15 protein-coding genes and 7 pseudogenes are annotated in these 21,052 nt (G+C 72.4%); 12 read left to right on the forward strand and 10 right to left on the reverse strand.

Going from position 1 to position 21,052, the window contains the following annotated elements:
* Positions 1–223 precede the first annotated feature (223 nt).
* The 5 genes and pseudogenes from LE548_RS00550 to LE548_RS00570 all read left to right on the forward strand — a co-directional run bounded on the left by LE548_RS00550 (position 224) and on the right by LE548_RS00570 (position 5,661).
* Entirely contained in the window at positions 224–1,099 is an 876-nt protein-coding gene (locus tag LE548_RS00550; RefSeq protein ID WP_225094571.1) for a universal stress protein, read from the forward strand.
* 58 nt (positions 1,100–1,157) lie between these two features.
* Positions 1,158–1,403: pseudogene (locus LE548_RS00555) on the forward strand (glycoside hydrolase family 65 protein); the annotation flags it as partial.
* Positions 1,404–1,469: 66 nt separating this feature from the next.
* A pseudogene (locus tag LE548_RS00560) lies at positions 1,470–1,925 on the forward strand (glycosyl hydrolase family 65 protein); the annotation flags it as partial.
* Positions 1,926–1,954: 29 nt separating this feature from the next.
* Positions 1,955–2,959, forward strand: a complete 1,005-nt coding sequence (locus LE548_RS00565) for a zinc-binding alcohol dehydrogenase family protein (RefSeq protein WP_225094572.1) — start codon at positions 1,955–1,957, stop codon at positions 2,957–2,959.
* A 212-nt stretch (positions 2,960–3,171) separates the two neighbouring features.
* The gene (locus LE548_RS00570; RefSeq protein ID WP_225094573.1) at positions 3,172–5,661 is read left to right on the forward strand and encodes a transglycosylase domain-containing protein; all 2,490 of its coding nucleotides are present in this window, start codon (positions 3,172–3,174) and stop codon (positions 5,659–5,661) included.
* Between the two features lie 118 nt (positions 5,662–5,779).
* Here the strand turns inward: LE548_RS00570 and LE548_RS00575 are convergent, their stop codons facing one another.
* The 3 genes from LE548_RS00575 to LE548_RS00585 form a co-directional block, all read right to left on the reverse strand.
* Complete coding sequence (locus LE548_RS00575; RefSeq protein ID WP_225094574.1) at positions 5,780–7,375, reverse strand: FAD-dependent monooxygenase; 1,596 nt, start codon at positions 7,373–7,375, stop codon at positions 5,780–5,782.
* Entirely contained in the window at positions 7,362–8,498 is a 1,137-nt protein-coding gene (locus tag LE548_RS00580) for a glycosyltransferase (RefSeq protein ID WP_225094575.1), read from the reverse strand. Before LE548_RS00580 ends, LE548_RS00575 begins: the two co-directional genes overlap by 14 nt.
* 137 nt (positions 8,499–8,635) lie before the next feature.
* Complete coding sequence (locus tag LE548_RS00585; RefSeq protein WP_308029608.1) at positions 8,636–10,192, reverse strand: FAD-dependent monooxygenase; 1,557 nt, start codon at positions 10,190–10,192, stop codon at positions 8,636–8,638.
* A gap of 348 nt (positions 10,193–10,540) precedes the next feature.
* Here LE548_RS00585 and LE548_RS00590 point away from each other — a divergent pair.
* From LE548_RS00590 to LE548_RS00600, 3 genes and pseudogenes are all read left to right on the forward strand, one after another.
* Positions 10,541–10,759, forward strand: a pseudogene (locus LE548_RS00590) (DUF5954 family protein); the annotation flags it as partial.
* Positions 10,760–10,879: 120 nt separating this feature from the next.
* A pseudogene (locus tag LE548_RS00595) lies at positions 10,880–10,984 on the forward strand (antibiotic acetyltransferase); the annotation flags it as partial.
* Between the two features lie 48 nt (positions 10,985–11,032).
* Positions 11,033–12,007: a winged helix-turn-helix domain-containing protein gene (locus LE548_RS00600; protein ID WP_225094577.1), complete on the forward strand. Its 975-nt coding sequence runs from the start codon at positions 11,033–11,035 to the stop codon at positions 12,005–12,007.
* Here LE548_RS00600 and LE548_RS00605 read toward each other — a convergent pair.
* Together LE548_RS00605 and LE548_RS00610 are read right to left on the reverse strand one after the other, a co-directional pair.
* Positions 11,983–12,789: an MBL fold metallo-hydrolase gene (locus LE548_RS00605; RefSeq protein ID WP_225094578.1), complete on the reverse strand. Its 807-nt coding sequence runs from the start codon at positions 12,787–12,789 to the stop codon at positions 11,983–11,985. The two genes, LE548_RS00600 and LE548_RS00605, sit on opposite strands and share 25 nt — an antisense overlap.
* Positions 12,786–12,947 (reverse strand): hypothetical protein, encoded by a 162-nt coding sequence (locus tag LE548_RS00610; RefSeq protein ID WP_225094579.1) that lies wholly within the window; start codon positions 12,945–12,947, stop codon positions 12,786–12,788. The genes LE548_RS00605 and LE548_RS00610 overlap by 4 nt, the downstream gene beginning before the upstream one ends.
* Before the next feature lie 247 nt (positions 12,948–13,194).
* On the opposite strand from LE548_RS00610, the pseudogene LE548_RS00615 reads away from it, so the two are divergent.
* Positions 13,195–13,383, forward strand: a pseudogene (locus LE548_RS00615) (hypothetical protein); the annotation flags it as partial.
* Between the two features lie 21 nt (positions 13,384–13,404).
* Here LE548_RS00615 and LE548_RS00620 read toward each other — a convergent pair.
* Positions 13,405–14,229, reverse strand: a complete 825-nt coding sequence (locus LE548_RS00620; RefSeq protein WP_225094580.1) for a DUF998 domain-containing protein — start codon at positions 14,227–14,229, stop codon at positions 13,405–13,407.
* Positions 14,230–14,458: 229 nt separating this feature from the next.
* Between LE548_RS00620 and LE548_RS00625 the strand changes: the two are divergent.
* Together LE548_RS00625 and LE548_RS00630 are read left to right on the forward strand one after the other, a co-directional pair.
* Positions 14,459–14,969 (forward strand): annotated as a pseudogene (locus tag LE548_RS00625) (alpha/beta hydrolase); the annotation flags it as partial.
* Positions 14,970–14,996: 27 nt separating this feature from the next.
* A pseudogene (locus LE548_RS00630) lies at positions 14,997–15,228 on the forward strand (GNAT family N-acetyltransferase); the annotation flags it as partial.
* Positions 15,229–15,265: 37 nt separating this feature from the next.
* Here the strand turns inward: LE548_RS00630 and LE548_RS00635 are convergent.
* Entirely contained in the window at positions 15,266–15,676 is a 411-nt protein-coding gene (locus LE548_RS00635) for a (2Fe-2S) ferredoxin domain-containing protein (protein WP_225094581.1), read from the reverse strand.
* Positions 15,673–17,646, reverse strand: a complete 1,974-nt coding sequence (locus LE548_RS00640; RefSeq protein WP_225094582.1) for a heavy metal translocating P-type ATPase — start codon at positions 17,644–17,646, stop codon at positions 15,673–15,675. Before LE548_RS00640 ends, LE548_RS00635 begins: the two co-directional genes overlap by 4 nt.
* Positions 17,647–17,751: 105 nt before the next feature.
* Here LE548_RS00640 and LE548_RS00645 point away from each other — a divergent pair, with 105 nt between their 5' ends.
* Positions 17,752–18,153 (forward strand): metalloregulator ArsR/SmtB family transcription factor, encoded by a 402-nt coding sequence (locus tag LE548_RS00645; protein WP_225094583.1) that lies wholly within the window; start codon positions 17,752–17,754, stop codon positions 18,151–18,153.
* Between the two features lie 23 nt (positions 18,154–18,176).
* Here LE548_RS00645 and LE548_RS00650 read toward each other — a convergent pair whose 3' ends face one another.
* Entirely contained in the window at positions 18,177–19,208 is a 1,032-nt protein-coding gene (locus tag LE548_RS00650) for a cation diffusion facilitator family transporter (protein ID WP_225094584.1), read from the reverse strand.
* A gap of 219 nt (positions 19,209–19,427) precedes the next feature.
* Positions 19,428–20,996 (reverse strand): sialidase family protein, encoded by a 1,569-nt coding sequence (locus tag LE548_RS00655; protein ID WP_225094585.1) that lies wholly within the window; start codon positions 20,994–20,996, stop codon positions 19,428–19,430.
* Between the last annotated feature and the right edge of the window lie 56 nt (positions 20,997–21,052).

Consider the following 21,052-nt stretch of genomic DNA (forward strand, 5'->3'; position numbering starts at 1 on the left):
CCTGCTCGACGTCCTCGTCCGGCCGCAGGCGCGCGGACCGTGACAGCGGGCGTGCTCATCAGCTCCCCGGCCCGGCCGTCGTCTCCGGCATCATCGCAATCCGGCCGGCCGCGCACCGGCGCGGCCCCGCCCTCCGGGGCCGGGCGTGTCGCGGCGCCGCGCGGCCAGTGCGACGGTATTCAGAGGGGCTCCGGGCAGCCTGGCGGAGAGGACGGTGACGGCGATGGAACTCCCCCTGGTCGTGGGCGTCGACGGCTCGGACTCCAGTCTGACGGCGGTCGACTGGGCGGTGGACGAGGCGGCACGGCACGGACTCCCCCTGCACCTGGTCCATGCGTCCCTGTGGGAGGCCTACGAGGGAGCACAGCCCTCCTTCGGCACCGGCCGGCCCGGCGCGGAGGTCATGGCGGAGCACATCGTCGCGTCCGGCGTGGAGCGGGCCCGGTCGCGCAATCCGGAGGTGAAGGTGTCCGGCAGGGTCATGGCCGAGGACGCCGTGTCCGTGCTGCTGCGTACGGCACCCGATGCGTTCGCACTGGTCACGGGCTCACGCGGGCGCGGCGAGATCGCCGGGATGCTGCTCGGGTCGGTCAGCCTCGCGGTGGCCGCTCGCGCCGTCTGTCCGGTCGTCGTGGTCCGGGGCACGGAACCCGGCATCGCGGGGGCCCGGCACCGGGTCGTGGTAGGGGTCGGGGACCCGACGGGGGCCGAGGGCGCCGTCCGGTTCGCCGTCCGCGAGGCCGAGGTACGCGGCTGTGCCCTGACGGCCGTACGGGCCTGGCGCAACCCCGCACAGGAGCCCGTGGACCACATGCTCATCGCGGACGACGCCGCACGGCTGCGCGAGGAGCGTGCCGCGACCGCCCTCGCGGACGCCCTGCGCGCTTCCGTACGGGCGCATCCCGGGGTGGATGTCCGCAGCCTGGCCGTCGAAGGGCCGGCGCATCGCGTCCTGCTGGAGGCATCGGCCGAGGCCGACCTGATCGTCGTCGGCGCGAAGCGCCGGCACGGTCGCTTCGGGCTGCAGCTCGGCAGGGTCGCCCACGCCCTGCTGCACCACTCCGCATGCCCGGTCGTCGTGGTTCCGCAGCCGGTCTGAGGCCCGCCGGATCCATCCGGGCCATGCACGGTCCTGTGTGAGCGAGAGGGGCGGGCGGATGCCGGAGTGGACATGGGAATGGACGGGCTGCGACCCCGGCACGGAGCGTCTGCGGGAATCGCTCTGCACGCTCGGCAACGGCTCCTTCGCCACGCGGGGCGCGCTGCCCGAACACCGGGCCGGTCCGGTGCACTGCCCCGGCACCTACGCGGCCGGGTGCTACAAGCGTCTGGGGTCGACCGTGGCGGGGCGGCAGGTGGTGAACGAGGACCTGGTCAACCTCCCGAACCGGCTGCCTCTCCGGTTCCGTCTGCGCCGCGCCGAGGCGGCGTGGGGTCCGCGGTTCTCCTCCGGCACGCACACGCTCTCCTACCTGCGGCGCACCAGCCACGGCTCCACCCTCAGCGGGCTCGTCCACGGCCTGGTCCTCGCCCGCGCCGGACGGGCCGAGGCATGGAGCTACGTCCGTGAGGTCCTGGAGGCCGACATCGCCGACATCCAGGGCGGCACGACCGGCGAGGACATCCATCTCGGGGCCATGGCCGGGGCTCTCAGCCTGGTCCAGCGCGGCCTGACGGGGCTGGAGACCCGCGAGGACGCCCTGTGGCTGGACCCGGTGCCGCTGCCGGCGCTCTCCGAGTACGGGTTCACCATGCGCTGTCGCGGTCACCGGGGCGTCGGCGTACGGCGGCGCAGCGGGCTGCTGGAGATCATCGTGCCCGACTCGGAGGAGTCCCCGGTCCGCGTGATGCCGGCCGACCGCGCGGTGACGATCGCGCCCGGAGAGACCTGCTCGCCCGTGCTGCCGAGCGCCTCGTCCGGGTGAAGGGTGATGACAGACAGGAGGCGGAGGCGATGCGCGCTTGGGTGGTGGCTCGGCCGGGGCCGGTGGAGAACGAGCCGCTGCGGCTCGTGGAACGGCCCGTCCCGGTGCCGGAGTCCGGCGAGCTGCTGGTGCGGGTGCGGGCGTGCGGGGTGTGCCGTACCGATCTGCATGTCACCGAGGGCGACCTGCCGGTGCGCCGGGCGGGAGTGACGCCCGGGCACGAGGTGGCCGGCACGGTCGCGGCCCTCGGCCCGGGCGTGAGCGGGTGGGCGGTCGGCGACCGGGTGGGGGTGGCGTGGCTGCGCCGCACGGACGGCACGTGCCGGTACTGCCTGCGCGGGGACGAGAACCTGTGCCCCGGGTCCGAGTACACCGGCTGGGACGCCGACGGAGGTTACGCCGAGTACACGACCGTTCCGGCCGCTTTCGCCTACCGGCTGCCGGCGGACGTGGACGACGTCGCGCTGGCGCCGTTGCTGTGCGCGGGCATCATCGGCTACCGGGCGCTGCTGCGGACGTCACTGCCGCCGGGCGGGCGCCTCGGGCTGTACGGCTTCGGCGGCAGCGCACACCTGTGCGCTCAGGTCGCCCTGGCGCAGGGGGCCACCGTGCACGTCCTGACCCGCGACGAGCCGTCGAGACGGCTCGCGCTCGGCCTCGGCTGTGCCTCGGCCCGCGGCGCGTACGACCAGCCGCCTGAGCCGCTGGACGGGGCGATCCTGTTCGCACCGGCCGGTGAGCTCGTACCGGTGGCCCTGCGGGCGCTGGACCGGGGCGGGGTGCTGGCGGTCGCGGGCATCCATCTCAGCGACGTCCCCGTCCTGCACTACGACAGCGAGCTGTTCTACGAGAAGGAGCTGCGCAGCGTCACCTCCAACACCCGGGACAACGGCCGGGACTTCCTGGCCCTCGCGGCCCGGTACGGCGTCCGGGCCACCACCCATCCCTACCCGCTGTCCGAGGCCCCGCGGGCGCTGACCGATCTGAAAGCGGGGCGCTTCGACGGGGCGGCCGTACTGCTGAACGACCTGTGATCGCCGCGCACCACGGCACGGCCGTGACCGCACCGTGGGACTTTGCCAGGGGCCGGTTGTCGGCGCCCGCCGGGCACCGCCTACTCTGACAACTTGTAGGAGTTGCCGGGAGTGATCGTTCCGCCCCAGGTCAGGTCCCCACGACGCACCGCGGGGGTCGGGCCGGATGCACCGCGGCGGACAGGCCCGTGCCTGGCTGAGGAGTGGCGAGTATGAGTGAACACCGGCGCCGATCGTCGGGGAGGACCGGGCCGGCCGGCTCGGACGGCATGCCGCAGGGCGGCCGGGCAGCGGCGCGCAGGGCCGCCAAGGCCGGCGCCGGACGGGGCCGCCGCGCGGCGGACACGCGAGGCGCGGAGGCCAGGCGCACCGGCCGACGCCGCCTCATCGACTACCCGCGGGCGGACAAGCGGGGCCTTCGGCGGTGGCTGCCCTCGTGGAAGCTGGTGTCCGGCACGTTCCTGCTGTTCCTCGGCGGCCTGGTGGGCCTGTTCGGGTACGCCTACGCCACCACGACCATCCCGAGCGCGAACCCCAGCACCCAGCTGCAGAGCAACACCTACTACTGGTCCGACGGCTCGGTGATGGCCACGCAGGGATCGACCAACCGGCAGAACGTCGACCTCGCCGAGGTCCCGAAGCTGGTGCAGTGGGACTTCCTCGCCGCGGAGAACGCCACCTTCTACTCCGACCCCGGCGTCGACACGCAGGGCATGCTCCGCGCCGTGTACCACATGGCCACGGGCGGTGAGGTGCAGTCCGGATCCACCATCACCCAGCAGTTCGTGAAGAACACCTACCTCACCCAGAGCCAGTCGGTCACCCGCAAGCTCAGGGAGATCATGATCTCCCTGAAGATCGGCGACCAGATGTCCAAGCAGCAGATCCTGCAGGGCTATCTCAACAGCTGCTACTACGGCCGGGACGCCTACGGCATCGAGGCCGCGGCCCGCACCTACTACCACGAGCACGCCTCCCAGCTGACCGTCAGCCAGGGCGCGTTCATCGCCGCCACGGTCAACGAGCCGAGCCTGCTGATGCACGCCGACACCGACCCGCAGGCCAAGGCCCAGGCCGAGGCGCGCTGGAAGTACGTGCTGGACCGCATGGCCAAGATCAACAAGATCACCGGCGCCCAGGAACAGCAGTACCTGGCCGCCGGGTTCCCCACGCCCAAGCCGTACGCGCCGTCGGCCGGGATGTCCGGGCAGACCGGCTATCTGGTGCAGACCGCGGAGAAGTACGTCGAGGCCCACTCGTCCCTCACCGACCAGCAGCTCGGCCACGGCGGCTACCAGATCTACACCACCTTCGACAAGAAGAAGGTGAACGCGCTGTCGGCGTCCGTCGCGCAGATGGAGAAGAAGCACCTCGACGCGGGGCACCGCTCGGCCGACAAGGACGTCCAGGTCGGCGCGGCCTCGATCGATCCGTCGACCGGAGCGGTCGTGGCGCTGTACGGCGGGGCGGGCTGGGACAAGGGCCACTGGACCGACAACGCCGACGCCACGGGTGTGCCGGTCGGCTCCACCTTCAAGCCCATCGACCTGGCCGCCGCCCTGGACCACGGCGCAGTCCTCTCCCCCGGCCGGCCGGCCTCACCGGTGACCCCGGACTCCAAGTTCAACGGCGACGACGGCATCACCATCAAGAACCAGCAGGGCCAGGAAATGCCCGACTCGAACGACCCCACGGGCCTTCTCCACCAGCGCAACGACGTGCCCACGAAGTGGGGTTACATCACCCTGCGCAAGGCCATGGAGCAGTCCGTCAACACCCCCTACGTCCAGCTCGGCGAGTACGTCGGCTACAACAACGTGGAGGGCGAAGCCCTCAAGGCGGGCCTGCTGCGCAAGAGCCTGCAGTACGACACCCCCGGCTTCTACATCGGCACCTCCACCCCGTCGGCGATCCGCATGGCCGACGTGTACGCCACCTTCGACGACGGCGGCGTCCAGCACGAGCCGTACTCGGTGACCAAGGTCGTCTCCGGCGGCCAGCAGCTGTCCGGCTTCGAGGCGCCCAAGGGCACCACGGCCATGCCCTCCTCGACCGCCGACACCGTCACCGACGTCCTGCAGGGTGTCGTGAAGAGCGGTACGGGCACCAACGCCCAGGCCCTGGGCCGCCCGGTGGCCGGCAAGACCGGCACGACCGACGACTACAAGTCGGCCTGGTTCATCGGCTACACCCCGCAACTGGTCACGTCCGTGAGCATGTTCAAGGAGGACCCGAAGAACTCCGGCCTGCAGTCGATGAAGGGCGTCGGCGGCTTCTCCAAGGTCTTCGGCGCCGACATGCCCACCGAGGTGTGGACCGGCTACATGACCGCCGCTCTCCAGGGGCAGCCGGTCCAGCAGTTCCCGCCGGCACCGCAGCTGGGCCAGGGCACCGACGAGTTCGGTGCCCCGTCGCCCACCCCCTCCGCGCCCCCGAGCACGGCCCCGGCGAGCCCGACCACCTCGCCGAGCCCGAGCCCCTCCGCCGGAGCGTGCCACCAGAAGCGTCACTGTCCTTCCCCGACCCCGACCGACACCTCAGGCACCACGACCGGTGGCACCACCACCGGGACCACCACCGGCGGTGCGACCGACGGCGGCTTGATCGGCGGAGGCACCGGAGGTACCGGAGGCACCACCGGCACCACCACCGGCGGGACCTCGCCCACCCCCACCTTCTCCCGCCCGGGCCGGCACGGGTGACGGGGTGGGGGGCTCGCCCCGTGCCCACGGTCCCTCGGGGTCGCCCGCGACGTGGAGGCAGGTGAGGACGGCCTCGACAAGGAAGTCTTCGTCGAGTGTCAGACTCAGGGGGCGGCACTCAGGGGTGTGCCGTCCCCGGTCGTGCCCTGCCGTGTCCTTCGTCGCGTACGGCCCCGGTCCGGGTGGACCAGCGCCCCAGACAGTCCCGCACCTCCTCAGGGCCACGGGCCCGCAGGGCGATGTGCAGGTCGGGACGGACCAGTACCAGGGCGCCTGCCGGCAAGTGGGGTGAGACGCCGTGCGAAGGATCCAGGACGCGGACGGTGACCGGCGCGGCATGTGCGGCCGCCACCGCCTCCGGCGCGGGGTCCGGTTCGGGGCATGGGCTGACCGAGAGCAGGGTCCAGTGCTGGTAGGAGAGGAGGTCGTGCAGGCGGTGCCGGCGGCCCTGCGACCAGACCTCCTGGTCCGGCATCCGCTCTCCGCCGCCGTGCGCCGAGAGCGGACTCTCCCGGTGGCCGAGGTCCAGGTCGCCGAGCCGGTCGCGGATGCGGTCGGTCGCCCAGCGGCTGCGCATCACCCGGCGGCCGAACAGTCGCATCATCAGCAAGGTCCGCCAGGTGCCGGGCGATTCCAGCACGTCGCGTCTGGTCCGGCGCATCACCTGCAACGCGGTGCGCCGCTGCTCGGTTGAGTAGGTGTCCAGCAGCGCGGGCGAAGCCCAGCCGTGCACCACGCCGGCCAGTTTCCAGGCCAGGTTGTGCGCGCCGCGCAGCCCGGTGTTCAGTCCGCGTCCGCCGATCGGCGCCCACAGGTGCGCGCTGTCCCCGGCCAGCAGGGCCCGTCCGGAGCGCAGCGAGGGGGCGAACCGGTCCTGGAAACGGGCCCGGTTGGTCCACAGCGGCAGCGTCGGTGTGAGCCACACATCAGGCTCGTGTGCGGCGCGCAGCAGCAGCTGCCGCATCTCCTCCGCGGTCACCGGGGTGAGCGGTGTCGTGTCCGGCTCCCGGGTGAAGGCGAAGCAGCGGTAACCCCCGCCGGGGCGGGGCGCGCAGCCGATCGACAGGTCCTTGTCCAGCAGGAGGTAGGTGCGGTCGCCGTGGTAGGGCAGGCTCCAGTCCACCTTGGCGTTGATCTGCGCGACCTGCAGACGGCGGCGCGGGCCGCCGTCGAACGGCAGGCCGGCGGCCTTGCGCACCAGGCTGCGCGAGCCCTCGCAGCCGACCACCCAGGCGCAGTGCAGGATCTGCGGCCGGCCGTCCGCGCCGCGGGCGTCGACCTCGGCTCCGTCCTCGGCCACGCGGACCGCCGTGGCCTCGGTCGACCACTCGATCGCTCCGCCCACCTCGGTCAGCCGCTCTCCCAGCAGCCGCTCCACTGTGTCCTGCTCGATCGAGAGCGGGTTGGGGTAGCGGGTGCCGGTCGCGGTCAGGTCGAGCACTCCGACCGGCCGCCCCTGGGCGATCAGCTCGGTCGAGTTGAGCGCCACTCCCGCGGCGAGGAACCGCTCGGCGCAGCCGAGGTCGGCCAGCACTTCCAGGGCCCGGTGCCAGACGATGCCGGCGCGAGCCTCGCGTTTGCCGCTGTCCTCCTTCTCCAGGACGCGCACGTTCAGCCCGTACTGGCGCAGGCCGATCGCGAGGGCCAGGCCGGTCGGTCCGGCTCCGACGATGACGACGTCGCAGTCGTACGTCTCCATGTCACGCTCCCCCATTCGCCACCTTCTCCAGGTCGTCCACCGCCGCCTGGACCGGCGGCAGGCAGAGCATTCGCCGCTGGGCGTGACGGGTCCGTGCGGTCACCTCGGGGTCGTTGAGTACGTGGTGGCACACGGCTGCGACCTGATCCGGGGACGGGATGCGCCGGCCCAGGCCGAGCTGCTGTACGCGGTCGGCGTTGGCCGGCTGGTCTCCGAAGGCGGGCAGCACGGCCATCGGCACCCCGGCCCCGACGGCTTCCCTGATGCTGTTGTATACGCCGTGGGTGACCAGGAGTTGGGCGCAGCGCAGGACCATCGGCTGGGGTACGGAGTCCGCCAGGTGCACCCGTCCCGGTGGCAGCGGGCGCTCCACCGGGACGCCGCCGGTCGCCACGACGGCCTGGCAGTCGAGTTCGGCCAGGCCGGCGACGAGCGCGTCGAGGAGGCCCGGCACGTTCGTCACCCCGGGTGGGACGGTGGGGAGCACGGTCCCGATCGAGGCGAGCACCAGCGGCTGGTCTGCGGGAAGTTCGGCCATCCAGTCCGGCAGCACTGCGCCGGGATCGATCTCGGAGGGCTGCCGGTAGCGATAGAACGTGCCGGCTTGCCGGCGGGCGAAGGAGAACTCCGCGGGCATGCAGTCCAGCCGGCCGTGCCGGTGGATCGCGTCCGGGTCGTCCTCGGCGCGCAGTCCGAGCGTGGCGCGCAGCTGGTTGAGCCGCTGTTGCAGGACCGCCGGGTCCAGGTGGTTGGCCGCTCCCGACGGCGCGGCCAGGTGCGGCAGCCCGAGCGTCTCCGCCACCAGGTATCCGGTGAGCTCGCCGCCGTCGCGGATCACCAGGTCGGGGGCGAAGGCGCGGGCCGCGGGCAGCAGCGCGCGGTAGCTGTCGATGAGGTGGGGTCCGGCGAACAGGTCGAACGCGCGCTGTTCGGGCGGTCCTTCGGCCTGCGGCGCGAAGGTGGCGAGCGGGTCGGCCAGAAGTGGTTCCCGCCGCACCGGCAGGTCGTCGAAGACCCCGAGCAGTTTGGCCGGGGCCGTGACGAACACCTGGTGGCCCGCCGCCGCGAGCGCCGAGACCAGCGGCAGTACGGCGTTGACATGTGAGGAGGATCCGGTGACGGTGACAAGGACACGCACGGTGTGACGGCTCCTGACGGTTCATCAGTCGGTTCTGGTCGGTCGTGACGGAAGGCCGGAGCGTGGGCATGGCGGAAGGCCGGAGCGTGGGCATGGCGGACGGGTCCCGGTCGCGCTGGGACGGATCGGGCCGTGCGTCATCGGCGTCCCCCGCGCACGGTGTCCACCAGTCCACCGCTGTCGAGCGGCAGCTCGGGGCCGTGCCAGGCGACATGGCCGTCGGGGCGGACCAGGACATACGGGCTGCGGTAGGCCGGCGTTCGGGTCAGGGTGAACGGGATCCCGCGACTGCCGAAGGCTCGGGCCAGTGCGTCGAGTCCGGGCAGGTCGGGGTGGGGCTCGGAGGCGACCAGGTGGAAGCCGGGACCGAACAGGTCCAGGCTGGAGGTCTCGGGGCCCAGCCAGACATGCGGGGCCCGGCCGCCGGCCACGAGGTCGGCGCTCCAGTCGTAGGCGGTGACACCGTCGGGGACGATCACCGGGGAGGTGTGACGGTAGCCGAAGTGCATGTCCGGCGCCTCGAACTCCCGTCGTACACCGCTGCGTTGGATGCCGCGCGCGAGTTGTGTCCGCGCTCTGGCGCCCTGTTCGGTGTCGAGGAGGATCTCCGTGGGCAGCCGGCGGTCGAGGGTGCGGCGTAAGTTGCCGTCCGCCTCGACCAGACTGCGTTCGGCCACCGGACGGCGCTCCCGCTCGTAGGAATCGAGCAGTGCGGGACCCGCCCAGCCGGCGAGTTCGGCGGCCAGTTTCCAGCCCAGGTCGGCCGCGTCCGCGATGCCGGTGTTCATCCCGAAGCCGCCGGAGGGCGACAGCGTGTGGGCGGCGTCTCCGGCGAGGAACACGCGGCCTCGGCGATAGCGTTCGGCGACGCGGTGGGTCAGGTGCCAGACATTGTCCGAGAGCACCTCGACGGGCGTGTCCAGGATGATCGCCGACCGGATGGCCGACATGGGCTCGGCTGAGGTGTGGTGTCCGACGGTCAGCCGGTACAGGTCCCGGCCGTCGATCGCCCGCAGCGGGTAGCGCAGGTCCGGGGGCTGCGTCAGGAAGTACACCAGGGCGCCGCCCGGCCCGAGTCGCTCGCGGAGCCGGGGAGCGCGGAAGAGTATGTTGCGGAAGACCCGAGTCCGGCGCCGTGGCGGCGCCGCGATCCGCAGGGCGGTGCGGACGGTGGACGCGGCACCGTCACATCCGACCAGGTACCGGGCTCTGATATCGAGACGGCTGCCGTCCGACAGGTCGGTGGCAGTGGCCAGGACCTGGTCGTCGTCCTGGAGGAAGGACTCCAGACGGCACTCGCGCCGCAGTACGTCGGGCCCCACGGCCTCGGCGAGGAGCGGGAGCAGCCAGTGCTGGGGGCAGACCTGCTCGGGTTCGGGTGTGTAGGGGAGGGCCGTACGAGTGTCGGTGGTGCCGAAGTGCAGACGATGGATCTCGTGCCCGCCGACCGCTGTCACCCAGGCGACGTCGAGCGGATGGTCGCCGGGCCAGCCTGCCTTGCGGATCCGCTCGGCCAGGCCCCACCGGCGCATCAGCTCCATGGACCGGGGCCCGACCGTGCCGACTCTGGGATGGCGGATCCGGCCGTCCGTGGCCTCAAGGACCATGCCGGCCACGCCCCGAGAGCGCAGGTCGAGGGCGAGCGCCAGCCCGACCGGCCCGCCACCGATGATCAGTACGTCGGTCTCGTTCACAGTGTCTCCGCGTCCCCGGGGAACCATTCGGCGTACAAGGCCGTCAGCTCCGGCGCATGTCGTGGCGGCTGCTCGCATCTCTGGGCCGCTGCCCGGCGGTGCGACGCGGGGGCAGTGGGGGCTTATGTCCGGACTCTCGCAAAAGTACTGCACGATCAGCCGGCCATGAGGGGACGGGACCGGCAGAACAGTTGCGGGATGATGCGCGACCGGCGCAGTCGCCCCTCGTTCGCGCCGTCTCCGACGGACCCGGGCGGGCCCGGGACCAAGGGTACGGAAGGCGGGAATTCGGAAGAATCCGTCTCGGGGCATGCCGTGATCGACAGGAAGGGTGAATGGGCCTGGGTGATGTGCGGCCGGGCGGGGCGCAGCCAGTGGTGGTGCGGGTTCCGGTGGCACCGGTCGAGGCCGCGGTGGGGCCGACGCGGTCGACCCCGCGCTGCCGGCGGTGACGTGGCGATCCGCGGCCCGCTGTTCGGTGTCGTCGCACAGGACGCGGACGACGGGCAGCGGTGGCGAGTGGTGGTCTCGGTCTCGTCGGGCTTCCCGCAGATGGCCCGCGACAGCCTCATTTCGCGGCTGTGGTTCCGCGCCCGGGACGAGGCAGACCATGCCCAGCACGCGCAGCCGGCGCCGGCACATCAGCGCGTGCGCCGCATGTGCCGGTCCGGACGGGGTCCGTCACATTGGCCGGCGGAGCACATCACCCAGCATGTGCGGACCATCATGTCGGGCAGCATCGCCGAATTGGAGGCCGCGGCCCCGGACGGCCACTCCCGCACCGGTCGGTGATCCCACCGGGCCGAGTACCAGCCGTGCGAGCGATCTACTCTAGGCCGAATGCTGCTGCTACGGCTCGACCTGGACGACCTCGCCTCCGTCAGGTTCGCCTGTTCACCCTTGCAGGAGACCGTGCTGAGCCTGTGGGCGTGGCAGAACCCGGTCCGGCACGCCGAACATCAGCCCTTTCTGCGCCACTGCGCCCCACTGCTGCGGCAACTCGACTGGCCCCTGCTGCAATCGCTGGTCGGCCCGCGCCGGCGCATCCCCGACTTCCTGACCCCGCACCCGACCGGCCCGTCCCCCGACATCGACGACGAGTTCAGCGCGCTGCGGGCGACCCCGCCCGAGCGTGTGCGAAGCGAGCTGATCCAGGCCGCCAGCGGTTCGGCACTGCACCCCGGCCTCCAGCAGGCGCACGAAGACCCGGCGGGCCTGCTCGACCGCATCGTCGACGCCGTGCACGCCTACTGGGCCCTCGTGATCGCACCGCACTGGCCGCGCATGCAGGCCGTGCTGCGTGCCGACGTCCTGCACCGGGCCCAGCGGCTGACGGACGGCGGGGCCGCGGCACTGTTCGCCGACATCGACCCGGGCCTGCGCTGGCAGGCCGGCACCCTCACCGTGGACGCCCTCCGTCACGAACACCGCGACCTCGCGGTGGACGGCCGCGGAGTGGCGTTCACCCCGTCCCTGTTCTGCGATCATGCCAACACACTGGTCAACCCGGCGCTGCCACCCAGGATCGGCTACCCCGCGCGAGGCCGTGCGACGGTCTGGCACCCGGGCACGGCCGCCCCACCGAAGGCTCTGGCCGCCCTCCTCGGCAGCACCCGGGCCCGTCTCCTGGCCCTTCTGGCGGAGCCCGCCAGCACCACCGACCTGGCCCGCAGACTGGGCCTCAGCCCCGGCACGGTGAGTCAGCACCTCGGCGTCCTGCATCGTGCGCGGCTGGTGACGCGGGCCCGGCACGGACACGTCGTCCTGTACCAGCGCAGTCCCCTCGGCGATCAACTGGCGGTTCCGCTCAAGTAACCCCGCGTCAGTTCGCGGAGCCGCTGGGGGCCGAAGCTGCGGCCGTGGCCGGGGTGGACGACGGACACGTCAAGGCCGGCGAGGCGTCGCAAGCTGCGCCGGTAGGTGGGCGGGTCCGATTCGGGGAGGTCGTCGATGAGGTCGCCGTTGTAGATCACATCGCCGGAGTACAGCGCGCCGGTGCGTTCCTCAAGAAGGGCGATGCATCCGGGTGTGTGGCCGGGCAGGTGGAGAACGGTCAGCGTCCGGCCCCCCGCATCGACGGTGTCTCCTTCCCGCAGCGGGTGGGTGACCGTGATCGGGCCCGGGTGGTAGGTCCTCGGGTCGTATGCGGGGTGCGGCAGGGCGTTGATCAAGAGGTGCGGTACGGGTTCTCCTGCGGCGTCGATGCCGAGTTTCGCGTAGAGCTCGGCTCCGTACAGGCTCGCCGGGACACCTGCCGCCAGGACCTCGACGGCAGCCGAGTGCGCGGCCCGTTCCCGGAATTCGTGGGCTCCGCCGACGTGGTCCAGGTGGGAGTGGGTGAGGATCACCAGCGGATCCCGTTCGAACAGGCGCGGAATCTCCCGGCGCAGTGAGGCCACTCCGAGACCGGCGTCCACAACGATGTCACGGTCGGTTCCGCGCAGCCACCACAGGTTGGCCCGCAGCAGCTTGTCGACCTGCGGCTCGGTGATCCGTACGACGCCGTCGTCCACCTCGTGCAGCTCGTACCAGTGTTCCGACTCCGGCAGGTCCGCGCCCGCCGCGTGTTCACGGGCTGTGCCCCTCGCAGGTGTCATGCCGCACCGGACCCCGCGCCTGCCACCACCGAGCGCACCCCTCCCAGGACCCGGTGGATCAACTCCGCCGGCCGGGGGTCGGGGCGGCGGACGCGCTGGTAGCCCACGCCGATACGGTCATACATGGCCGGCATACCGCCGGCAGCGGAGAACCTCATGCCGGGCATCCCAGCAGAAGCCCTGTCGGGCTGACCAGAGATTCGGCGTGGGCCGAATACCACACGCCGCGAGGGGCCCTCCGGCCACTCACCCGTCCGCGGGCACGAGCATCCCCGACGGACCGGCCGGCGCACAGCCCACGCCGGTCAGAGCGAGCACCCTCGGTGCTCAAGCCGCCCGGTCCGGGCGCTACTCCGGCACCTCCGGGCCGCCCGCGAGCTCCCGGTCCTGAACCTCGGGCAGTCCCCCTCGGGCGCCTGGAGCAAGGACATCAGCCACGGCGAGATGATCCGGCCCGGGTACGACCAGACCCTGACCATCCCGGCCTGCCACCTGCAGTACCTGTACCAGGGCATGGATCCGAGTGCGACCGGTGACCACAACAACCTGCCCTGGCGGCTCGGTCTGCTCACCCAGACCGACTCCCCCTGCTGACCCGACCCCCACCGAGGACGGCTACTTTCCGCCCGGGACCCCGTCGTACCAGCGGTCATCACCGGTCTCCAGCTCCGGCTGCCGCGGCAGTGGGCCGGTGCGGCGGGCCTCGGCGGCGAGAAGGAGGAACCATACGGCGACGCTGACGAGATGAATGCGCTGCGCGATGCCCTGACCGCCGGGGTGGCCCAGATAGGGGCCGACGGTGGCGATCGCCGATGCCATCGACACCGGCATCAGATACGGTGCCCAGCGGCCGGCGACCGACCCCGAGCGATCGTGGCCAGGGCGGCGCGCCGCAAGGCCGAACAGGGCCATGGACGCGAACAGCGTGAACTCCACCAGGCCACTGGTGGCGGTGTGCTGGATGTTGTCGGGCGGGCAGCCACGCTCCACCGATGGCGCGCATCCCATCGGCAGCAGCACGTCCAGGACGGAGCATGCGCCGAATGCCGCCACGGCGCCCCAGCCTGCCAGGGCCAGGCCCCACGGTGCGGAGCTCGCGGCCAGCGCCGCACCGACGATCAGCAGCGCGGCACAGGCCAGCTCGACGGTGCCGAACAGCAGCCGGTGCGGCTGATCGACGGCGAAGGTCTCGCTGACGTAGGAGCTGGCCTGCGGCAGGCCGGTGGTCACGACGAACTGCAGCAGCCAGTCGTTGTAGAGGACGGCCGCGACGCAGAACATCACCGACGCGGCCGTCGAAGCCGCGCCCCGCGCCAGAGATCTTCTCAGCAGAGTCAATTCCGTCGAGCTCGCACCGGTGCCGTCGCTGTCCAATCGTGCCGTCTTCACCGTACGCGACGGCACGGCGTGGACCAGGCACCACGCGCGCCGTACCCCCATGCGGCAGGGGGTGTACCGGGGGCTTCTGCCCCCGGCGCACTGGTGCCGTCCCCAGCATCGAGTCGCCTGCCGGCCGGAGTGATCGGGGCCCGGACGGTGCCTGGCGTGCTGTTCCATGGCCATCCCCTTTCTGAACTCCGTGTTCCGCGGACGTACCGCCCTCGCGGCCGTGGCGACGGCCGTCGTGCTGGTCGCCGCGCCCGTGTCCGCCGCGCGGGCATCGCCCCATATGCCCCGCCCGTGCGGCACACACGACGCGTTACGCCGCTCCGCCTCACCCACGCGCGACACTCCGCGCACCGGCCGCTCGCGCCGGCCGGCGGCTCGGATCGGAGCGGCGGCCGCCCTGTGTCTCGCGGGCACACGCACCCCGGCCACCGCCGCCACCGCGGCCCCGACGGCCACCGTCCCCCTCGCCCGCTACCACCAGCCCTCACCTGGAAGAGCTGCCGGCTCGGCCCCGACGACACCACCGGCAAGGAACTGGAGCGGGCCGCGCTCGATGTGCCGGCCTCACCGTGCCGTTGGACCACGCACACCCCGACGGCCGTACGATCACCGTCGCGTTCTCCCGGATCCGGGCCACCGACACCGCCCACCGGGTCGGCGCACTGCTGAACAACGGCGGGCCCGGCGGGCAGACCATCGGTGATCCACCGTGGGTGCGCGCGGCGATGAAGAGGGCAGGCGCACGCTACGACGTGGTCGGCGTGGATCCGTGCTTAGTCGGCCGGAGCACCACGGGTCCCCCGGCCGAAGGCTGGGGGCGGCTCCGGCCGCCCGGCTGGACCGAGATCAGCGCTGTCCGCACCGCGCGCGAGGCACGCGGCCAGGGCCACGCCGCCCGGCTCGCGCGCGCTGATCGCGCGCATCGAGTCCCGGGGCGAGCATGCCTTCCTGCACGTGGCCGAGGCCAACACGACCGCCGTCGCCCGCTACGAACGGCTCGGCTTCACCGTGCGCAAGCCGGTGACCTTCCGCGGCTCCCGGATCCCGTGACGGCCCTGTGTCCCTGAGACCTTCCCGCCGCGGGTCGTCAGTCGCCGATCGTCCGGCGGATACGGCGGGACGGGGTGAAGGTGTACAGGTCGAGGATGTCGGGCGGATCGGCGAGGCCAGGGCCGCCGGACCGGACCCAGGCGGTGATGTCACGTGTGGCGTCGGGGTCGTTGACCAGGCCGAGCCAGACCGGGCGCCCGCCTGCCCTGCGGCCCTCGGCGGACGGCTGGACGACGATGACGTTGGCGTGCTCGCAGGTGTCCAGGCAGGTGACGGGCCGCACGGTGGCCACCTGCGCCAGCGAGGCCCGCAGATCGGTGAGTTGCCCGGCATGGTCCACACCGGGCACCTTCGGAGTGCCGCAGCAGCAGCCACGGCAGACGGTGACCGTGCAGCGGGCCGCCTCCGCGCCCGCGGCGGAAGCGGTCCCGCGGGTACGGCGGCTCACCGGCCGTACCCCGAGCGAGCACGGCGCCAGGCGCCGTCCGCCAGCAGGCGCAGGCCGTTGAGGCCGACGATGACGGTGGACCCCTCGTGGCCGGCGACGCCGAGCGGCAGCGGCAGCGTGCCGGCCAGGTCCCAGACGACCAGGCCGGTGATGAACACCGCCGCGATGACGAGGTTCTGCACCACCAGGTGCCGGGCGCGGCGGGACAGCGCGACGACGGCGGGGACGGTGGCGAGTTCGTCGCGGACGATGATGGCGTCGGCGGTCTCCAGGGCGAGATCGGAGCCCGCCCGGCCCATGGCGATGCCAGTGTGCGCGGCGGCGAGTGCGGGGGCATCGTTGACGCCGTCGCCGACCACGAGGACCCGCCGCCCGGCCTGCTCCAGCTCCCGTACGGCGGTGACCTTGTCCTGGGGCAGAAGACCGGCACGGACCTCGGTGATGCCGACCTCTTCCGCCAGGCGGGCCGCGGCGCGCGGGTTGTCCCCGGTGACCAGCACCGGCGCGGTGCCGGTGAGAGCGGTCAGCGCGGTGACGGTGCCGGCGGCGTCCTCGCGCAGCCGGTCGGCGATGCCGAGCACGCCGACCGGGGTGCCGTCGAGGGTGACCAGGACGGCCGTACGGCCCTCGGTCTCCAGGTGTGCGGCCTCCTCGGCGGCCGGGTGGGCCCGGCCACCGAGGAGCCGGGCGGGGCTGCCGACCGCGACCGTCCTGCCGCGGACCGTGGCGCGCACGCCCGTACCGGGGGCGGAGTCGAAGTCCTCGGCCGAGGGGATGGTGAGGCCGCGGGCACGGGCAGCGTCCACGACGGCGCGGGCCAGCGGGTGCTCGCTGGGGTGCTCGGCCGCCGCCGCGAGCCCCAGCAGTTCCTCCTCGCCCAGGCCGGAGCCGGCCGACGGGCTGATGTCCGTCACCCGCGGGGTGCCCTCGGTGAGTGTGCCGGTCTTGTCCAGCGCCACCGCGTCGACCTGTCCCAGGCGTTCCATCACCACGGCCGACTTCACGAGCACGCCGTGCCGGCCCGCGTTGGCGATCGCGGACAGCAGCGGCGGCATGGTGGCGAGCACCACCGCGCACGGCGAGGCCACGATCATGAAGGTCATGGCCCGCAGCAGCGTCGGCTGCAACGCCGCGCCGAAGAGCAGGGGAAGCGTGAACAGCGCGACGGTGGCGGCCACCATCCCGATCGAGTACCGCTGCTCGACCTTCTCGATGAACAGCTGGATCGGCGCCTTGGTCTCGGAGGCCTCCTCGACCATGGCCACGATCCGGGCGATCACCGAGTCCGACGGGTCGCGCTCGACCTTCACCCGCAGCGCGCCGGTGCCGTTCAGGGTGCCGGCGAACACCTCGTCCCCGGCCTCCTTCGGCACCGGCAGCGGCTCGCCGGTGATAGTGGCCTGGTCGACCTCGCTCCAGCCGTCCAGCACCTGGCCGTCGGCGCCGACCCGCTCCCCGGGCCGTACGAGAATCACGTCGCCCACGCTCAGGTGCCCGGTGGGGACGGTCTGCTCGGTGCCGTCGTCGGCCAGCCGGGTGGCGGTGGCCGGGGCCAGGTCGAGCAGGCCGCGCACGGAGTCGGCGGTGCGGGCCGTGGCGATGGCCTCCAGGGCGCCGGAGGTGGCGAAGATGACGATCAGCAGCGCGCCGTCCAGCACCTGCCCGATCGCGGCCGCACCGAGGGCGGCGACGACCATGAGCAGGTCCACGTCCAGGGTCTTCTCCCGCAGCGCCTGCAGTCCGGCCCAGCCGGGCTCCCAGCCGCCGGTGACGTAGGTGAGCGCGTACAGGGGGCCCCACGTCCAGGCCGGCGCCCCTGTCAGCTGGAGCGGCAGTGCGAGCAGGAACAGCGCCAGGGCTGTGGCGGCCCACCGGGCCTCCGGCAGGGCGAAGATCCGCGTGCGGCGCTTGGGCGCCACCGCGTCTCGGACAGCACCGGCGGGGACCGGCCGGGCGAGGGTGGATGACATACGGCGGATTCCTCAGGCACGCGGGATTCGATTCGGTCCGACGCTCCCACCATACAGGAACACATGAAGAAGCCTTCATGTGTTCCTGTCGGTAGCATGACCGGCATGGGTCATGGAGCAGCCACCCCCGCCAGTACCGTCCCGCGCACTCGCCTGGACGCCGACAGCGCCGCGAAGGTGGCCACCACGCTCCAGGCGCTGGCCACCCCCTCACGGCTGCTGATCCTCGCCCGGCTGCGCGAAGGGCCGCTGCCCGCCACCGAGCTCGCCGCCGAGGTCGGCATGGAGCAGTCCGCCTGTTCCCACCAGCTCCGCCTGCTGCGCAACCTCGGCCTGGTCACCGGCACCCGCAAGGGCCGGTCCGTCGTCTACGCCCTCTACGACCACCACGTCGCCGAACTGCTCGACCAGGCGCTGTACCACGTCGAGCATCTGCGCCTCGGTATCCCCGACGCCCCCGCCAAGGCTCTTGAGGATGCGCCGGAGGCGCCCGGGGTCAGCCCCTGAGCAGACGGCCGAAGCCGCCGGCTTCAGTGTTCGTGCGGGCCCGGCCGGTGGACGGGGCCGTGGGCGTCGTCGCAGTGCTCCGGCGGCTCGGCCGACGGTGTGGTGATCTGCAGGAGGTCCGCCGCGTCCACGTCCTCTCCGAGATGGTCGACCTGGAGAGTGGCGTGGCCGATGCCGTGCCGGGCGCGCAGCAGGTGCTGGAGGTGGCGCCGTACGGCGTGGCAGTCCCCGCCGGGTTCGACCAGGACGTGGGCGGACAGGGCGGGTTCGCCGGAGGTGATGGTCCACACATGCAGGTCGTGGATCTCCACGACGGAGGGCTGCCCGGCGAGTTCGTCACCGATCGCGTCCGGGTCGAAGCCTGCCGGGGCGGCTTCCAGGAAGATCCGCCCGGAATCGCGCACCAGACCGTAACCGGCCTTGACCATCAGGGCGACCACGACGAGCGTGGCGATGGCGTCGGCCCGGGCGAAACCCGTCAGCACGACGATCAGTGCGGCGACGGCGGTGCCGATGAACGCGAACAGGTCGTTGAGGATGTGCTGGTAGGCGCCCTCGACGTTCAGGGAACTGCGGTTGGCCTTGGAGAGGCACCAGGCGGCGGCCAGGTTCACGGCGATGCCGACGAGCGCCGTCGCCAGCATCAGACCGCCCTCGACCTCGGGCGGGCTGATGAGCCGGCGCACCGCCTCGTACGCCAGCCAGGCCCCGAGCAGCAGCAGGGTCAGGCCGTTGGCCTGGGCCGAGAGGATCTCCGCTCGCTTGAGTCCGTAGGTGAAGCCGCCCCGGGCAGGGCGCGCGGACAGCCGCATGGCGACGAGGGCGAGCACGATCGAGGCCGCGTCGGTGAGCATGTGCGCCGCGTCGGAGATCAGGGCGAGGGAGCTCGCGATGATGCCGACGGCGACCTCGGCCGCCATGAACACCGTGATCAGGGTGAGCGCGATGGCCAGCCAGCGGCGGTCGGCGTCCGCCGACACGCCGTGCGCGTGGCCGGCGTGACCGCCGGCGCCGTGTGCGTGCCCGTGGCCGTGGTCGTGGCCGTGATCGCCCATGTCTTACGTCTCCCCCATCGCGTCGGGTCTCTGGGGGCAGTGAAACGCACGGTCGGCACAATCGCCAAAGGCTGCACCGGTGACCGTTGTCATCTCCTTTAAGAACAGTGTGACCTGCGCAAACCACCGTAGCGTTCGTGGTGCCTCCGATCCCCTCCCCGTCGGCGGCGTCCGCCGCCTGACGCCGCCGCGGAGGGGGCGGCAGTCAGCGGCCGCGGCTCACCGGACGATCCGGTGCGGGTGGACCGCCTGGACGATCGCCGCGCGCGGTGTGGCGGTGGCCGCCGCGAAGGGGCCGCAGTGCGTGTCGGTGGGGATCAGCCCGCTGTAGGCGTCCGTGGCGTCCTGCGGCGCGTCGGCGTTGGTCTCGACGAACAACGGCCGTACGGCGAAGGGGCCGTCGGCGGCGAGCCCCTCGTAGTCGCCGAGGAAGTGGCCGCCGGCGTACGGGGCCTGGAGCCAGTCGAAGACGCGGGAGATGCGGCGCTCGGCGGCCTGGTTCCCGGTGCCGTGCGGGAGGGTGAGCAGCCAGGCGGCCGTCGGCAGGGTGGTGGTGTTCCCAGCGGTGAGGTAGCGCAGGTCGTAGTAGGTGATCGCGACCGTGCCGCGGTCGTCCACGCTGATGGAGGGCGTGAAGGCGGGCGCGGAGGCGACCGGGTTGACCCGCTCCGGGGCGGACCAGGTCCGGCCGCCGTCCGTGGAGTGCGTCAACTCTATGGAGTTGTAGGCTCCGCCGCTGAAGTCCGAGCCCTCGTAGGCGACATACAGCTCACCGGTGTGCGGATCGATGGCGACGCTCGGCAGGTCGCCGCCCGCCCGCAGGGACTTCGTCGCGTCGGCGGGGGCGTTGGGATCGACCTCGGCGGCGGCGGTGTCCTTGGCGATGGTGACCGGCTTGCTCCAGGTGCGGCCCTGGTCGGTCGACGTGACGACGGCGAAATGCAGATCGGTGGGCGTGAAGGTGCTGGTCGTGTAGTCGATGTCGTACGTCTGCCAGTCGAAGACGTCGTAGAGGGTGTCGGTGCGCGGGTCGGCGACGATGACGTTGCCGATGGTCTGCGAGTGCGGGACGACGGAGGTGTCCACGAACGGGCGGGCCGTGGACCAGTGCCGCCCGCCGTCGCGCGTGACGGAGATATAGGCGGGTCCGTCGTAGACCTTGGCGGAGTCGTCCTCGTCGATGCGGTCCCAGACCTGGTAGGCGACGCCGGGGTGGACGGGGTCGGCGGTGACGGAGTTCTTGTCGTCGGTGAACTCGGCCTGTGTGTCGTCGATCAGGGGGGTCGTGTGCGTCCAGGTCCGTCCGCCGTTGTACGACGTCGAGGCGGCCACGCCGTTGCGTGCGTCGGTGGCGTCGAACACAAGGCCGCTGGCGTAGACGGTGCCGTCGGGTCCGGTGCTCACCCAGCCGTCGGACGCACGCTGGTAGTCGAGCCCGCCCGGCGCGCAGTGCGAGAACGGCAGCGGAGTCTCGGTGAAGTGGCGCCCGTCCTGGGTGTACGTGGCGGTCAGGCCCCGGGCACCGCCGTTGGACCAGCGGTCCTGCTGGAAGATACCGACCGCGTCGCGCGGATCGCGGGGGCTTGTGGTGACGTACGGCTCGTCCTCCGCCGAGAGGTGGTTGGTGCCGGTTCCGTCGCCGCTGATGTCGCAGGCCGCGTAGGGGTCTTGGGGCGAGACCAGCTGGACCGGCTGGTCGCCGCCCGCCGCGGAGGAGCTGTCCACGGCGGCGACGAGCAACAACGCGGCCGCGGCCGCGACGACGGACGCTCTTGTGCGTGTACGCATGGCGAATCCCCCAACTCCCCGGACATCGGTGCGTCTTGGGTGGTGCTGGCACAGGT

Origin of the sequence: Streptomyces sp. CoH27, from assembly GCF_020181035.1 — a bacterium.
In the GTDB taxonomy this organism is placed as follows: domain Bacteria; phylum Actinomycetota; class Actinomycetes; order Streptomycetales; family Streptomycetaceae; genus Streptomyces; species Streptomyces camelliae.

What these genes read in the sequence shown, in the direction of transcription:
- LE548_RS00550 (WP_225094571.1), top strand. Translation starts at nt 224, where the DNA reads ATGGAACTCCCCCTGGTCGTGGGCGTCGACGGCTCGGACTCCAGTCTG.
- LE548_RS00565 (WP_225094572.1), top strand. Translation starts at nt 1,955, where the DNA reads ATGCGCGCTTGGGTGGTGGCTCGGCCGGGGCCGGTGGAGAACGAGCCG.
- LE548_RS00570 (WP_225094573.1), top strand. Translation starts at nt 3,172, where the DNA reads ATGAGTGAACACCGGCGCCGATCGTCGGGGAGGACCGGGCCGGCCGGC.
- LE548_RS00575 (WP_225094574.1), bottom strand. Translation starts at nt 7,375, where the DNA reads ATGGGGGAGCGTGACATGGAGACGTACGACTGCGACGTCGTCATCGTC.
- LE548_RS00600 (WP_225094577.1), top strand. Translation starts at nt 11,033, where the DNA reads ATGCTGCTGCTACGGCTCGACCTGGACGACCTCGCCTCCGTCAGGTTC.
- LE548_RS00605 (WP_225094578.1), bottom strand. Translation starts at nt 12,789, where the DNA reads ATGACACCTGCGAGGGGCACAGCCCGTGAACACGCGGCGGGCGCGGAC.
- LE548_RS00610 (WP_225094579.1), bottom strand. Translation starts at nt 12,947, where the DNA reads ATGAGGTTCTCCGCTGCCGGCGGTATGCCGGCCATGTATGACCGTATC.
- LE548_RS00620 (WP_225094580.1), bottom strand. Translation starts at nt 14,229, where the DNA reads ATGGGGGTACGGCGCGCGTGGTGCCTGGTCCACGCCGTGCCGTCGCGT.
- LE548_RS00640 (WP_225094582.1), bottom strand. Translation starts at nt 17,646, where the DNA reads ATGTCATCCACCCTCGCCCGGCCGGTCCCCGCCGGTGCTGTCCGAGAC.
- LE548_RS00645 (WP_225094583.1), top strand. Translation starts at nt 17,752, where the DNA reads ATGGGTCATGGAGCAGCCACCCCCGCCAGTACCGTCCCGCGCACTCGC.
- LE548_RS00650 (WP_225094584.1), bottom strand. Translation starts at nt 19,208, where the DNA reads ATGGGCGATCACGGCCACGACCACGGCCACGGGCACGCACACGGCGCC.
- LE548_RS00655 (WP_225094585.1), bottom strand. Translation starts at nt 20,996, where the DNA reads ATGCGTACACGCACAAGAGCGTCCGTCGTCGCGGCCGCGGCCGCGTTG.